The sequence below is a fragment of the Bradyrhizobium sp. S3.3.6 genome (genome assembly GCF_040546905.1).
Lineage (GTDB): Bacteria > Pseudomonadota > Alphaproteobacteria > Rhizobiales > Xanthobacteraceae > Bradyrhizobium > Bradyrhizobium cytisi.
The window spans coordinates 612,002-626,154 of the sequence record NZ_JBEPOT010000003.1 but is presented as its reverse complement, the minus strand read 5'-3'; the positions used below and the strand labels follow the sequence as shown (position 1 = coordinate 626,154).

Genomic DNA, 14,153 nt, shown 5'->3' with positions numbered 1-14,153 from the left:
CAGACCATGGCGAACGCCACCACTGCTTCACCTGCCATGATGGCGGCCGCCGATTCGGAGCGGATTGCGCCGAAGCGGATGATCGCCTTCATCATCATGGTGTTCGGGATGTTCATGTCGATCTTGGACATCCAGATCGTCTCGGCGTCCTTGAGCGAAATCCAGGCCGGCCTGTCGGCGAGCTCGAGCGAGGTCTCCTGGGTTCAGACCGCCTATCTGATCGCCGAAGTGATCGCGATCCCGCTGTCGGGATTCCTGTCGCGCGCTTTCGGCACTCGGCTGCTGTTTGCGATCTCGGCGGCCGGCTTCACGATTTCGAGCCTGCTCTGCGGCTTTGCCACGACCATCGAGGAGATGATCCTCTGGCGCACGCTGCAGGGCTTTCTCGGCGCCGGGATGATCCCGACGGTGTTCGCCTCGGCCTACACCGTGTTCCCGCGGTCGAAATTCCACATCGTCGGCCCCATCATCGGGCTTGTTGCGACCCTGGCTCCCACGATCGGACCGACGGTCGGCGGCTACATCACCGATCTGATGTCGTGGAACTGGCTGTTCTTCATCAACGTCGTCCCCGGCATCGGCATCACCCTCGGCGTGCTGGCGCTGGTCGATTTCGACGAGCCGCACTTCGAATTGCTCGACCGTTTCGACTGGTGGGGCCTGATCTTCATGGCCGGATTCCTCGGCACGCTGGAATACGTGCTGGAAGAGGGCCCGCAATATGAATGGCTGCAGGACACCTCGGTGGCGATCTGCGCCTGGATCGGCGCGGTCTCGGCGATCGCCTTCTTCGTGCGCGTCTTCACGGCGGCCGAGCCGATCGTCAATCTGCGTGCTTTCACCAACCGCAATTTCGCCGTCGGCTCCACGCTGCAATTCTGCATCGGCATCGGCCTCTACGGCCTGACCTACATCTATCCGCGCTATCTCGCCGAGGTGCGCGGCTACAGCGCGCTGATGATCGGCGAGACCATGTTCGTCTCGGGCATCACCATGTTCCTGGTCGCGCCGCTGGTCGGCCGGCTGATGGCGAGCCTCGACATGCGCTACATGATCGCGTTCGGCCTGATCGTGTTCGCGATCGGCTCCTACCAGATGACCTGGATCACGCGCGACTACGATTTCTACGAGCTCTTGATCCCGCAGATCCTGCGCGGCATCGGCATGATGTTCGCGATGGTGCCGACCAACAACATCGCGCTCGGCACGCTGCCGCCCGACAAGGTGAAGAATGCGAGCGGCCTGTTCAACTTGATGCGCAATCTCGGCGGTGCTGTCGGGCTTGCCGTCATCAACACCGTGCTCAACGATCGCGCCGACCTGCACATCACGCGTCTGCAGGAGCGCGTGACCTGGGGCAACGCAACCGCGACCGAAACCCTGACCATGCTCCAGCAGAAGTTTCAGGGGCTTGGGGACTCGACGCTGATGGCGATGAAGCAGCTCAGCCAGATCGTGCACCGCCAGGCCGTGGTGATGAGCTATGGCGATGCGTTTCTGATTCTGACCTTGTTCTATCTGAGCCTCAGCGTCCTGGTCACGCTGTTGAACAGGCCGGCCTCGCCGTTCGGTGCCGGCGGCGACTCGCATTAGCCGCGCCACGCCCTCGCTGTCATCGCCCGGCTTGACCGGGCGATCCAGTACTCCGAGAGAGCTGTGAGTGAGCCGACAAGCCGCGGCGTAATGGAAGCCCCGGTCAAGTCGGGGCATGACAGTGGAGATTGAGGCGGCAGCGGCTGCGCACCAAAATGCAACACTCGTGCGTGATCTCGCGCAGGGCCCGTTGCAAATTGCGAATCGTGCATCTATAAAGCGCACCTCATTCATTCGAACCGGGGAGAGATTTGCATGATTTCGTCGCATTCGCAGATCGCGTTTCCGCGCTCGATGATGATCTGGCTCGGTACGTTCTCGGCCTGCTAGAGGCCGCTTCCGCCAGCTTCGATTGGGCCAGGGTTTCGACCAGACGCCCCGATCGCTCCGCTTCCCAAGTCAAGTTCAGCTTTAAGTGACGCCGTCCCGGCCCTCGCGGCTGGCCTGCGTCCATCGATGGAGCCGGCCCGCGGCAATGCGGCCGGATGACGCCATGACCGCTTTGTCAAAAAAGCCCGCGGCTATCCGCGTGGTCCTGCCCTTCGTGTTCCGGCACTGGCTGAATCAGCCGGGGCGCACGCTTGCCATTGCCGTCGGTCTGTTAGGGGCGACCGTCGCCGACCTGTTCATGCCGGTGTTTTCAGGACAGCTGGTCGACGCGCTGACGCGTGGCCCGTCGGATCCTGCCGCCCGCCACGCCGCGCTGGTGGCGCTGGGCGGCATCGTGGTGCTGGGCGCGGTGTCGATGGTGTTGCGCCTGACCGGGCTGCAAGTGATCGTGCCGTTCACGCTGAAGATCATGTCCGACGTGGCGCAGGACGCATTTCTGCGCGTGCAGCGCTTCTCGACCGACTGGCACGCCAACTCCTTCGCGGGCTCGACCGTGCGCAAGATCACGCGCGGCATGTGGGCGCTCGATTTGCTGAACGACACGATCCTGCTGGCACTGCTACCGTCGCTGGCGGTGCTGATCGGATCGATGATCCTGCTCGGCGTGCACTGGGCCTCGCTCGGCGCGGTGATCGCGCTTGGTGCGGCCATCTATGTCACGATGACGGTGCTGTTCTCGACGCGTTACATCGCGCCGGCTGCGCGTGTATCCAATGCCTGGGACACCAAGGTCGGCGGCACGCTGGCGGATGCGCTGACATGCAATGCGGTGGTGAAATCGTTCGGCGCGGAGGCGCGCGAGGATGCGCGGCTTGGGCGCGTCGTCAAGCGCTGGCGTGCGCGGGTGCGGCGGACCTGGTTCCGCTACAACTACACCGCCATGGCGCAGCTCTCCCTGCTGCTATGCCTGCGGGGGTCGGTGATCGGCGGCGCGGTGCTGCTGTGGATGTACGGGCATGCCTCGCCCGGCGACGTCACCTATGTGCTGACGAGCTATTACGTCATCCACGCCTATCTGCGTGACGTCGGCATGCACATCAACAACCTCCAGCGCTCGGTCAACGACATGGAGGAGCTGGTGGCGATCCATGACGAGCCGATCGGCATCGCCGATGCCGCCGACGCGCGGCGGATCGCGATCGAAGGCGGCGAGATCGTGTTCGACGACGTCACGTTCCACTATGGCGGCCATCGCGCGCCGCTGTATGACGGGCTGTCGGTCAGGATCCGCGCCGGCGAGCGCGTCGGTCTCGTCGGCCGCTCCGGCTCCGGCAAGACGACGTTCGTCAAGCTGGTGCAGCGGCTCTACGACGTCACCGGCGGTCGCGTGCTGATCGACGGGCAGGACATCGCACTGGCCACGCAGCAATCGCTGCGCAGCCAGATCGCGATCGTGCAGCAGGATCCGATCCTGTTTCACCGCTCGCTCGCCGAGAACATCGCCTATGGCCGGCCCGGTGCCAGCCTCGAGGCGATCGAGCAGGCGGCGCGGCTGGCGAATGCGCACGACTTCATCCTGCGCCTGCCGAAGGGCTACGGCACGCTGGTCGGCGAGCGCGGCGTGAAACTGTCGGGCGGCGAGCGGCAGCGCGTGGCGCTGGCGCGCGCCTTCCTGGCCGATGCGCCGGTGCTGATCCTGGACGAGGCCACGTCGAGCCTCGATTCGGAATCGGAGGCGCTGATCCAGCAGGCGATGGAGCGGCTGATGAAAGGCCGCACCTCGATCGTGATCGCACACCGGCTGTCGACGGTTCGCAGCCTCGATCGCATCCTGGTGTTCGACCGCGGCGAGATCGTCGAGCAGGGCACGCATGCCATGCTCGCGGGCAAGCCTGGCGGAATCTATCGCAGCCTGTTCGAGCGCCAGGTGGTGGAGCTCGGGCACATCGCAGCAGCGGAATGACGCGCGGCGGCAGGGCCAAGGCCCCGCCGTCACGTCGTCGAGGATGGAATGAGATGAAGGACCTGACGCGCGGCTCGATCGTGAGCCACATCGTGAGCATGGCGCCGCCGATCGTGGTCGGCATGATCACGATCATGATCTGCCAGCTGGTCGACCTGTACTTCGTCTCCGGGCTCGGCGATGCGGCCGTGGCCGGCGTCGCCGCGGCTGGCAACGCCGGCTTCCTCGTCAACGCGCTGATGCAGATGCTCGGCGTCGGCACGGTTGCGCTGGTCGCGCATGCCGTGGGCCGCAAGGATCGCGACGACGCCAATCTCGTGTTCAACCAGGCGGTCTTCCTGTCCGTGCTGTTCTGGCTGTTGACGCTGCTCGCCGGCTTTGCGCTGGCGCGTCCCTATATGCGCGCGATTGCCGCCGACGACGCCACCATCAACGCCGGCACCACCTATTTTCTCTGGTTCATGCCGGCGCTGGCGCTGCAATTCGTCACGCAGGTGATGGCGGCCGCGCTGCGGGCCACCGGCATCGTGCGGCCGAGCATGCTGGTGCAGGTGCTTGCCGTCATCATCAATATCGCGCTGGCGCCGGTCCTGATCTCGGGCTGGGGCACCGGATACGCGCTCGGTGTCGCCGGAGCGGGCCTGGCAAGCACGATCGCGGTCTTCATCGGCGCGCTGATGCTGCTCTACTATTTTCGCAGGCTGGAGCGCTACGTCGCCTTCCATGCCGCGCAATGGCGTCCGCAGTTGCGGCAATGGAGAAGGATCCTCAATGTCGGCCTGCCTGCGGGCGGCGAGTTCGTGATGATCTTCATCTTCATGGCCGCAATCTATTACGTGCTACGCGATCTCGGTCCGGCGGCCCAGGCGGGCTTTGGCATCGGGACGCGCGTCGTCGGCTTGATCCAGATGCCGGCCCTTGCCGTCTCCCTCGCGGCAGGGCCCATTGTCGGCCAGAATTTCGGCGCGGGCAATTACGAGCGGGTGCGGGAGACCTTCGTCAAGGCGGCGCTGATCGCGACCGTCGTGATGATCACGCTTACGATCCTCGTACAGCTCAAGCCCGGACTGCTGCTCGCCGGCTTCTCGAATGATCCGGAGACGATGAGCGTCGCGCTGCTGTTTCTGAAGATGATCTCGCTGAATATGGTGGCGCAGGGCTTGATCTTTACCTGCTCCAGCATGTTCCAGGGCCTCGGCAACACCACGCCGGTGTTGTGGAGCTCGGCGACGCGCGTCCTCACCTATTCCCTGCCGGCGATCTTTCTGTCGACGCGGCCGGGCTTTCGGATCGAGTACGTCTGGTATCTGTCGAACGCGGCGACAACACTGCAGGCGGTCCAGAGCCTTTGGTTGTTGCGCCGCGAGTTCAGGAAGCGGCTGGTGCCTTCGAAGGAGAAAGCCGCAGAACTGGCGAGCCCTGAGCCCGTCGTGCCGCTTGCACGCGAGCCCGCGTAACGACAGCATGCTTCATCCCTGCAGCTCCGGCTTATTTGCCGAGCTGCCAGGCAGCTAAAGCGTGCTGATGCTGTTCCAGACGAGGGTGGCGCCCGACAGAAACAGCAGGCCGAGCACCACATCGCCGAAATGCTTGTCGCTCAGCGCGTGATAGACGCGCGCGCCGGCCCATGCGCCGATCAGCGTGCCCGGGAATGCGACCATCGCGAGCCAGACCACCTTGAACGCGACCAGGCCTGAAGCCGTTTGTAACACTAGCGCGGTCGCAAGCACCGTGAAATTGAAGAGCTGGAAGATGCCGCGCCGCTCGTGCTTGTTCCAGCCGCGGATGTTGGCCCACAGGATCGGCAGCGGCCCGGACAGTCCGGCGAGCCCGCCCAAAATGCCGCCGGCAAATCCGATCGCGCCGTCGGCGATGCGGCCGCCGAAGGCGATGGCGAATTGCTTCTTGTTCAGGTACAGCGCGCTCGAGAAGATCAGCAGCAGCACGCCGACGCTGAGCTTGAACACTTTTGGATCGGCGGAGGCGACCAGCATGGTCCCGAGCGGTACGCCGATCAATCCGCCGATCAGGAACGGCCACACCAGCGACAGGTCAAAGCTCTTCCACATCGAGGGCAGCGTCGAGGTCTGCGCGATCACCGAACAGATCAGCACCAGGGGCACCGCGAGCGAGGGCGGCAGCACGTAGAGCCAGATGCCGAGCGCCATCAGCGCCGTGCCGAAGCCGGCCAGTCCCGACACGAAGCCGCCGGCTAGCGCGCCGAACAGGAGCAGCGCGTAAGTGAGCGTTTCCACCAATGAATCCCTGTCGCTACCGGCGATCCCAAAGCCGTGGTCGCATGGCGCATAGCACAGATGCGGCGCGGGAGGTCAATTTCAGAACCCTACGTAAACGTGATTCCCTGGTTTGCTAGACGATCTGCCTGATGTCGGCGGGCTTCTGCAGCACGCCGACCAGGATGCGCAGCGCCTCGGACAATTCCGATCTGTTGCGCGCTGCGCCGAGTGAAACGCGCGCCGCATGCGGCGACGTGCCGCCGACGGTGAAGGCGTCGCCGGCAACGATCGCGAGCCCGTTGCGCAGCAGATGCGCGGCGACGTCCGGTCGCCCCTCCGGCAAGTGCAGCCACAAATGATGTGCGGCGGGCTTCGCCTGGAACTGAAAACCCTTCAACGCGCGCTGTGCCAATTGCTGGCGTCCGACGGCCTCGTTGCGGATCGCTGCGATGATGCGGTCGGCGACGCCGGTTTCGAGCCAATGCGTCGCCAGCGCGACCATCAGCGGTGCCGGCATCTGCACGGTCGCCTGGAGATGGCCGCGCATCTGACGCTGCGCGCCGCTGTCGGGCGTGAGCAGATAAGCGACGCGTAGCGCCGGCGCGATGCATTTTGACAGTGTGGTCGCGAGATATGTCCGCTCCGGAATGAGATTGGCGATCGGCGATGCCGAACGATCGAGGAGCCCGTAGGCGTCGTCCTCGATCAACATCGTATCGGCGTCGCGGATGATCTTGGCGATCGCGCTGCGCCGCTCGGCAGAGAGCGTCGCCGTGGTCGGATTGTGCAGCGTCGGAATGAGATAGACGGCCTTCGGCCTCTGCGTGCGGCAGGCCTTCGCCAGCGCATCGGGCAGCACGCCGCCGTCATCCATGGCGACGCCGACGAGCTTGACGCCGAGCTGTGCTGCTGCGGCCTTGATGCCGGGGAAGGTGAGGGCCTCAGTCAGGATGACGTCGCCCGGCCGCGCGAGATGGGCGAGCAGGTTGAACAGGATGGTCTGCGCGCCGGGAAAGATCATGAGCTTGTCGGCGTGCGCATGCGGAACGCGCGTACGCATCCAGCGCGCGGCGACCTCGCGCTCATGCGCGCTGCCGCCGGGCGGCTGGTAGTTCAGGAATGCGGTGAGCCCCGATTGCGCGCGAATGGCTTCGAGGCCAGCGATGATGCGCTCGTCGAGCTGCGCTTCGAGGGGGTGCGGCGGCACGTTCATCGAGAGGTCGATCGCCACCGGATGCGGCAGGTCGACCGCGCGGCGTGCGCTGGTCTCCGACACGAACGATCCCTGGCCGACGCGCGCCTCAATGATGCCGCGGCGCCGCGCCTCGGTGTAGGCGCGTGTCACCGTGGTCAGGTCGATCCCGAGCGCCTTTGCGAGCGCACGCTGCGTCGGCAGTTGCTGTCCGCGCACCAGCCGGCCGGCGGCGATGTCGGCCTCCATGGCGTCGACGATACGCTGATAGCGCGGCCCGCTCAGCTCCGAGATTGTAGGGGTCCAATCCATGCAATTTAGGCTCGTATCCTTTGAATGTATGGATGCAAGAGATTATTGTATGGATCAGCAAAATGGAAGAGGTGTCGTCATGGCGACCGGTTCAGTCTCTCTGGCAAAGGCGATGTGGCGCGGTTTTCGCGGCAAGTGCCCGAACTGCGGCGATGGGCATATGTTCGGCCGCTTCCTGAAAGTGGCGGACAGGTGCGACCATTGCGGCGAGGAGCTGCTTCACCAGCGCGCCGATGACTTTCCGGCCTATCTGGTGATGGTCGTGGTCGGTCATCTCGTGGTGCCGGCGATCCTCGCGGTCGAGACCGCTTATGCCCCACCGGTCTGGCTCCAACTCGCGGTGTGGCTACCGGTGACGCTGTTTGCTTCGCTCGCTTTGCTGCAGCCGACCAAGGGCGCCATCGTGGGCTTGCAATGGCAGATCGGCATGCACGGCTTTGAGGCGGGCAAGCTGCGGCGCGAAGCCGGTCAGCTCGCGACCGTGCTCGTCAAGGCGCCGCGCGCGGCTTGACGCCCGGCGGCGTTTACATCGGGCGGCTGCCCGTTACACTCCATCGTATCCAACAAGAACGATGGAAACGCCGATGACTGAACGCGCGAAGACTTTCCTGCTCTGTCATGGCGCGTGGTCCGGCGGGTGGGCCTGGACGAAGATGCATCCGCTGATGGCGCAGGCCGGCCATCGTCTGATCGCGCCGACCTACACCGGGCTCGGCGAGCGTTCGCATCTCGCCAATCCCGCGATCGATCTTGAGACGCATATCCAGGACATCCTCAACGTCATCACGTTCGAGGATCTCGGCGATATCGTGCTGCTTGGCCACAGCTATGGTGGCATGGTTGCAACGGGCGTTGCCGACCGCGCAAGAGAGCGCGTGAAGCAATTGATCTATCTGGACGCCTTCGTGCCGCGCGATGGCCAGTCGCTGTTCGATCTCAACGAGGCCGGGCGCGAACCGATGCGCAAGGCTGCTGCCGCCGGCGACGGCTACCGCATCCCGCCAAACCCGCCGCCGCCGGACACGCCGCAGACCGATCTCGACTGGCTCAACGCGCGCCGCGTCAACATGCCGCTTAAATGTTTCGAGACCAAGCTGAAGCTTCAACACGGCGAGCCAGCGATGCCGCGCAGCTATATCTACTGCAAGCGCATTCCGCCGGGCGATGTGTTCGGGCAATTCGCAAGACGCACGAAGAGCGAGGAGGGCTGGCGCTATTTCGAGCTCGATGCGAGTCATGCACCGAATGTCACATTGCCGGAGGCGCTGATGGGTGTGTTGCGGGAGATTGTGGCGTAGCTCTCGCCGTCATTCCGGGGCTCGCGAAGCGAGAGCCCGGAATCCATTCATCCACCGTCTCTGCCGCTTGATGGATTCCGGGTTCGTGCTGCGCACGCCCCGGAATGACGACCATTGAAAATTGGTGAGGGGTCCGATGCGCTAACATCGAACCCCTCGTCGCAAGATATCAGCCGGCCTGTAAGCCGGGTTCTGTAGGGCACCGTCCGCTTGCGCAAACGATACGTGACGGCCATTCCTCTGGGACCATGTTTGCACATGGCCTCGAGCAACCTACCCGGACGGCGGGCCTGACATCGCCCCGCGGCGTTATCGCTTGCGCGAACAGCCCGCTACGCCGTCCCTATTCGGTTTTGCTCCCGGTGGGGTTTACCATGCCGGCTCCGTTGCCGGACCCGCGGTGCGCTCTTACCGCACCTTTTCACCCTTACCCGCCTGCGCAGCTTGCGCTGCGTCGGCGGGCGGTTCGTTCTCTGTGGCACTTTCCCTAGGGTTGCCCCCGCCGGACGTTATCCGGCACCGTATGTCAAGGGAGCCCGGACTTTCCTCCCCGGCGGCCTTTCGGCACTTGCCGGAGCGGCCGTCCGGCCGACTGACGGGGTACGCATGGGCCATTTGTGACGGTTCCGTCAAGCGGAGATCGCCGCGCACGCCGCAGCGTAAATAATTTATCCTGAAGATGTCGTGGGGTGTACGCCCGGTTCGACTGGATGTCGGCATTCCAGCCGAGCAACAGGAGTTAGGCGATGCAGTATTTGCTGCTGATCTACCGAAACGAAGCTCAACAGAGCAAGATGGGCCCCGCTGACTACCAGAAACTGCTGGCGGAGTATTCCGCCTACACCCAGTCCATCGTTCAGAGCGGCAACTTCAAGGCTGGCGACGGGCTCCAGCCGACCTCGACTGCGACCACCGTTCGCGTTCGTGAGGGCAAGATCCTGGCGACCGATGGTCCCTTTGCCGAGACGCGCGAGCAGCTCGGCGGCTATTATCTGGTCGAGGCCAGGGATCTCGACGCCGCGATTGCAATGGCTGCGCGGATTCCCGGAGCCAGGGACGGGTCGATCGAGGTCAGGCCCGTCATGATCTACAAATGATCTCGTCCGCCGGCATCGAATAATTATCCCGAGGATGTCGTTTGAAGTTGGCCCCGTTCGACTGGATGTCGGCGATCAAGCCGAACAACAGGAGTAAGCCATGCAGTACCTGCTGCTGATCTACCGGAACGAACAGAAACTGATCAATATGGACGCGACCGAGCGTCAGAAAGTGTCGGCGGAGTACGGCGCCTACACCCAGTCCATCATCCAGAGCGGCCATTTCAAGGCCGGCGACGGGCTCCAGCCGAGCACGACGGCGACGACCGTGCGCGTGCGCGAGGGCAAGACCCTGACGACTGACGGTCCGTTCGCAGAGACCCGCGAGCAGCTCGGCGGCTACTATCTGGTCGAGGCCAAGGATCTCGACACCGCCATTGCGCTGGCCGCGCGGATTCCCGAAGCCAGGGAAGGATCGATCGAGGTCAGGCCGGTCATGATCTACAACAAGTGATCTCGTCCACCGACATCGACAGGATCTTCCGCGACGAGGCGGGGCGGGCGCTGGCTACCCTGATCCGCCTCGTCGGCGATTTCGATCTGGCTGAGGACGCGCTCCAGGACGCCTTTGCGGTTGCCCTTGAGCGCTGGGCCGCGGGCGAGGCCCCTGACAATCCGCGCGCCTGGCTGGTCAATGTCGGCCGCAACAAGGCGATCGACCGCGTCCGGCGGCAGGCCGTCTTTCGCGGCAAGCAGCAGGCACTCGTGCACGAGCTCGAACTCAACGCAGACACGCCAGCCGAACCGCCAGCGATGCTCGACGACGACATGCTGCGGCTGATCTTCACCTGCTGCCATCCGGCGTTCGCCGCCGAAGTTCAGGTGGCGCTGACGCTGCGCACCGTCTGCGGGCTTTCGATGGCCCAGGTCGCTCGTGCCTTCCTCATCAGCGAGGAGGCGATGGCGCAGCGCCTCGTTCGCGCCAAGCAGAAGATCAGGCTCGCCGGCATTCCCTACGAAGTGCCGGAGCACGCCGCGCTGACGCCGCGGCTCAATGGCGTGCTCGCCGTGATCTATCTCGTCTTCACCGAAGGCTATGTCGCGACCTCCGGCGCGGATCTGATGCGGCCTGACCTTGCGGTCGAGGCGATCAGGCTCGGCCGCTTGCTCGACCGGCTCATGCCGGACCGCGCCGGGATCAAGGGACTGCTGGCGCTGATGCTGCTCCACGATGCGCGCCGTGCCGGTCGCGAGACCGCGGCCGGAGATATCGTTCTCCTGGAAGAGCAGGACCGCTCGCTCTGGGATCGCGCGCAGATCGAGGAAGGCCTGCGTCTCGTCGATGACGCGCTGCGCGTGCCGGGCCGGCCGCAGCCTTACGCGGTGCAGGCGGCGATCGCCGCGCTGCATGCCCGCGCACCGAGCTTTGAGGAGACCGATTGGCCGCAGATCGCCGGCCTCTATGAGGTGCTGCTGCGCATCAGCCCGTCTCCGGTGATCGAGCTCAACCATGCTGCCGCGGTCTCGATGGTCGACGGTCCGGCGCGCGCGCTCGATCTCGTCGACGCGATCACCGCGCGCGGCGGGCTGGACGGCTATGAGATGTTGCCGGCGGTGCGTGCCGATCTGTTGCGGCGGCTCGGCCGCAACGACCAAGCGCGCGAGGCCTACGCGGCCGCGGCGGAGGCGACGCAGCTCGATCCGTTGCGGCGGCTGTATGCGCGGCGGGTGCGGGAGATGGATTGAGTTTCCGTCATGGCCGGGCTTGTCCCGGCCATCCACGTTCTTCGCGCGCGGAGACAAAGACGTGGATGCCCGGGACAAGCCCGGGCATGACGGAGCAAGGGGTCACGTTCTCGAAGACGTCTGCTATTTCGACGCGACTGTCGCCCCATCCGCCGGCAGGCTCGCCAGCAGCGCCTGCAACGTCGACAGGGTCGAATGATCGGCAACGCCATCCAGCCGCGCCGGGCGGAAGTGGCGCTGGAATGCTGTGATGACTTCCATCGTCGATGCGTCGTATTTGCCGGTCAGCGGCACGCCATAGCCGTAGCGCGCCAGCGCCTGCTGCAGGCTCAGCACCTCGTCGCTGATGGTGCCGAGCATCAGGGTTTCGCCGCGCACGATCGGCGCCGGCGTCACCCAGTGACCGACGCCGGAATTGGCCAGCGAATGCCAGGGAAATTTTTCGCCGGGATCCTTCTTGCGCGCGGGCGCGACGTCGGAATGGCCGAGCACCCGTTGCGGCGCGACCTTGCGGCGGAGCATGATTCCGCGGCACAGCGCGATCACGGCGGCGATCTGGCGCAGCGGATATTCCGGATAGCCCCAATCATGGCCGCGATTGATGATCTCGATCCCGATCGAGCACGAGTTGATGTCGTCCTCGCCCGCCCAGGACGAGACGCCGGCGTGCCAGGCGCGCCGCGCTTCGGGTACGCATTGCACAATGCGACCGTCTTCGAGCACGACGTAATGGGCCGACACCTCGGTGCCGGCCGTGCACAGCCGCGCCAGCGCGCCCTCGACGTCGGGCATGCCGGTGTAGTGCAGCACGATCATGTCGGGCTGCCGCCCCTTGGTGCGCTCGCCATGATTGGGCGAAGGGATGATGTCGGAAACGATCGACGAATCCGGCTCGAACGTCCGCATGTTCGCCGCGGCCTTGGGAACCGGAAGAACGCGCTGACGCTTCGAATCAGTTCCAGACGGCGTTGACGGACCGGACGACATAGACAGCTCAAGTCGGATAGGAGAGTGGGCCAAGCCCTTCTCTTTACTATTTCTTTACTGTCCGGTCCGCGCAATCGCGCGGTGCGGTTAACGGCTGCATTTCGGGTGGGTGTGTGGATAGGGCATCACCGCTCAGCCACCTTTTCGACTTGTAACCAGCCGATCAACGCTTTCTTAACGCTAAGGGCCGTTACTGAGGGGTGAAGAGCCGACCCGCGTCCGGAGGCGGCCAAAAGCGTTTTTGGCTCGAAATCCCATGGCTGCCCGACATAATCCGCTGGGAACACCGGGTCTGCCGCCTGGGACGACCGGGCTCGGCGCGCATGCCGGCAAGCATGCTGGAGAGGGTTTGGGTCGTGGAACCGCCGCGACGCGGAGTTATTCGAGGCGTGATGGGCTGCTTCGCCCCCGATTTCAGTTGGCCGTTCATTTGGCCGTTCGCCTGCGCACCCGGCAGGCGCGCCGCATGAGCGCCGCGCCGCACATTCCCGTGCTTGGCCGCGAGGCGATCGAGCATCTCGCGCCGCGCGAGGGCGGCATCTATGTCGATGCCACCTTCGGGGCCGGTGGCTACAGCCGCGCCATCCTGGATGTTGCGGGAACTCGCGTCATCGCGATCGACCGCGACCAAACGGCAATCGCCGGCGGCGCGGAGCTGGTTGAGCGCGCCGCGGGCCGGCTGACGCTGGTCGAGGACCGCTTCTCGAATCTCACCGAGGTGTGCGCGGCGCAGGACGTCGATGCGGTCGACGGCGTCGTGATGGATGTCGGGGTGTCCTCGATGCAGCTCGACCAGGCCGGTCGCGGCTTCTCGTTCCGCCTCGACGGTCCGCTCGACATGCGGATGGGGCAGGTCGGACCAACGGCGGCCGACGTCGTCGCGCGCGCCTCGGAAAGCGATCTCGCCGACATCATCTATCTCTTCGGCGAGGAGCGGCATTCGCGCCGTGTCGCCCGCGCCATCGTGGCTGATCGGCAGGAGACGCCGTTCACCACGACGCGCGCGCTCGCCGATCTCGTCGGCCGGGTGGTGCGCTCGAAGCCCGGTGACATTCACCCGGCAACGCGGACATTCCAGGCGCTGCGCATCTTCGTCAATGAAGAGCTCGAGGAGCTCCAGACCGCGCTCGCGGCGGCCGAGCGCGTGCTCAAGCCCGGCGGCCGTCTGGTCGTGGTCTCGTTCCATTCGCTGGAAGACCGCATCGTCAAGAATTTCCTTAGCCTGCGCTCCAAGACCGGCGGCGGCTCGCGCCATCTGCCGGAAGTGGCGCAAGGCGCGCCGAGCTTCCAGTTGCTGACGCGGCGGCCCGTGGTCGCCGGCGAGGCGGAAGTTGCGCATAATCCGCGCGCCCGCTCCGCCAAGCTGCGCGCCGCCGAGCGCACATCGGCGCCGGCGCATGACGACACCGAGCCATCGTCCTGGCCCAAACTCTCCGACGTGATGAGGGGCGGCTAGCA

At 65.1% G+C, this 14,153-nt stretch carries 12 protein-coding genes and 1 other RNA gene; 9 read left to right on the top strand and 4 right to left on the bottom strand.

The genetic code is table 11. From position 1 onward, the window contains the following. The first annotated feature begins 6 nt into the window (after window positions 1-6). From ABID59_RS11765 to ABID59_RS11755, 3 genes are all read left to right on the top strand, one after another. Entirely contained in the window at window positions 7-1,593 is a 1,587-nt protein-coding gene (locus tag ABID59_RS11765) for a DHA2 family efflux MFS transporter permease subunit (protein WP_148754072.1), read from the top strand. A 493-nt stretch (window positions 1,594-2,086) separates the two neighbouring features. After that, window positions 2,087-3,886: an ABC transporter ATP-binding protein gene (locus ABID59_RS11760; RefSeq protein ID WP_354083487.1), complete on the top strand. Its 1,800-nt coding sequence runs from the start codon at window positions 2,087-2,089 to the stop codon at window positions 3,884-3,886. Between the two features lie 53 nt (window positions 3,887-3,939). Further along, window positions 3,940-5,343: an MATE family efflux transporter gene (locus ABID59_RS11755; protein ID WP_354083486.1), complete on the top strand. Its 1,404-nt coding sequence runs from the start codon at window positions 3,940-3,942 to the stop codon at window positions 5,341-5,343. A gap of 54 nt (window positions 5,344-5,397) precedes the next feature. Here ABID59_RS11755 and ABID59_RS11750 read toward each other — a convergent pair whose 3' ends face one another. Both ABID59_RS11750 and ABID59_RS11745 read right to left on the bottom strand, forming a co-directional pair. Next, window positions 5,398-6,141 (bottom strand): sulfite exporter TauE/SafE family protein, encoded by a 744-nt coding sequence (locus tag ABID59_RS11750; protein WP_148754075.1) that lies wholly within the window; start codon window positions 6,139-6,141, stop codon window positions 5,398-5,400. Between the two features lie 115 nt (window positions 6,142-6,256). Next, complete coding sequence (locus ABID59_RS11745) at window positions 6,257-7,627, bottom strand: aminotransferase-like domain-containing protein (protein ID WP_354083485.1); 1,371 nt, start codon at window positions 7,625-7,627, stop codon at window positions 6,257-6,259. Between the two features lie 49 nt (window positions 7,628-7,676). On the opposite strand from ABID59_RS11745, the gene ABID59_RS11740 reads away from it, so the two are divergent. Both ABID59_RS11740 and ABID59_RS11735 read left to right on the top strand, forming a co-directional pair. Then, window positions 7,677-8,138, top strand: coding sequence for a DUF983 domain-containing protein (locus tag ABID59_RS11740; protein WP_502916793.1), 462 nt, complete (start codon window positions 7,677-7,679; stop codon window positions 8,136-8,138). A 73-nt stretch (window positions 8,139-8,211) separates the two neighbouring features. After that, window positions 8,212-8,925, top strand: coding sequence for an alpha/beta fold hydrolase (locus tag ABID59_RS11735; protein WP_354083483.1), 714 nt, complete (start codon window positions 8,212-8,214; stop codon window positions 8,923-8,925). A gap of 165 nt (window positions 8,926-9,090) precedes the next feature. On the opposite strand, the gene rnpB is transcribed toward ABID59_RS11735, so the two are convergent. Next, window positions 9,091-9,521: RNase P RNA component class A (gene rnpB / locus ABID59_RS11730), an RNA gene on the bottom strand. 150 nt (window positions 9,522-9,671) lie between these two features. Here rnpB and ABID59_RS11725 point away from each other — a divergent pair. The 3 genes from ABID59_RS11725 to ABID59_RS11715 all read left to right on the top strand — a co-directional run bounded on the left by ABID59_RS11725 (window position 9,672) and on the right by ABID59_RS11715 (window position 11,708). After that, complete coding sequence (locus ABID59_RS11725; protein ID WP_148754079.1) at window positions 9,672-10,022, top strand: YciI family protein; 351 nt, start codon at window positions 9,672-9,674, stop codon at window positions 10,020-10,022. Window positions 10,023-10,122: 100 nt separating this feature from the next. Then, complete coding sequence (locus ABID59_RS11720; protein ID WP_148754080.1) at window positions 10,123-10,476, top strand: YciI family protein; 354 nt, start codon at window positions 10,123-10,125, stop codon at window positions 10,474-10,476. After that, on the top strand, window positions 10,473-11,708 hold the full coding sequence (locus ABID59_RS11715; protein ID WP_148754081.1) for an RNA polymerase sigma factor: 1,236 nt from the start codon (window positions 10,473-10,475) through the stop codon (window positions 11,706-11,708). The genes ABID59_RS11720 and ABID59_RS11715 overlap by 4 nt, the downstream gene beginning before the upstream one ends. A gap of 123 nt (window positions 11,709-11,831) precedes the next feature. On the opposite strand, the gene ABID59_RS11710 is transcribed toward ABID59_RS11715, so the two are convergent. Then, complete coding sequence (locus tag ABID59_RS11710; protein WP_354083482.1) at window positions 11,832-12,614, bottom strand: N-acetylmuramoyl-L-alanine amidase; 783 nt, start codon at window positions 12,612-12,614, stop codon at window positions 11,832-11,834. A 547-nt stretch (window positions 12,615-13,161) separates the two neighbouring features. Between ABID59_RS11710 and rsmH the strand changes: the two genes are divergently transcribed. Beyond that, window positions 13,162-14,151 carry a 16S rRNA (cytosine(1402)-N(4))-methyltransferase RsmH gene (gene rsmH / locus ABID59_RS11705; protein ID WP_354083481.1) on the top strand — a complete coding sequence of 330 codons (990 nt, stop codon included), beginning with the start codon at window positions 13,162-13,164 and terminating at the stop codon, window positions 14,149-14,151. Window positions 14,152-14,153 lie beyond the last annotated feature (2 nt).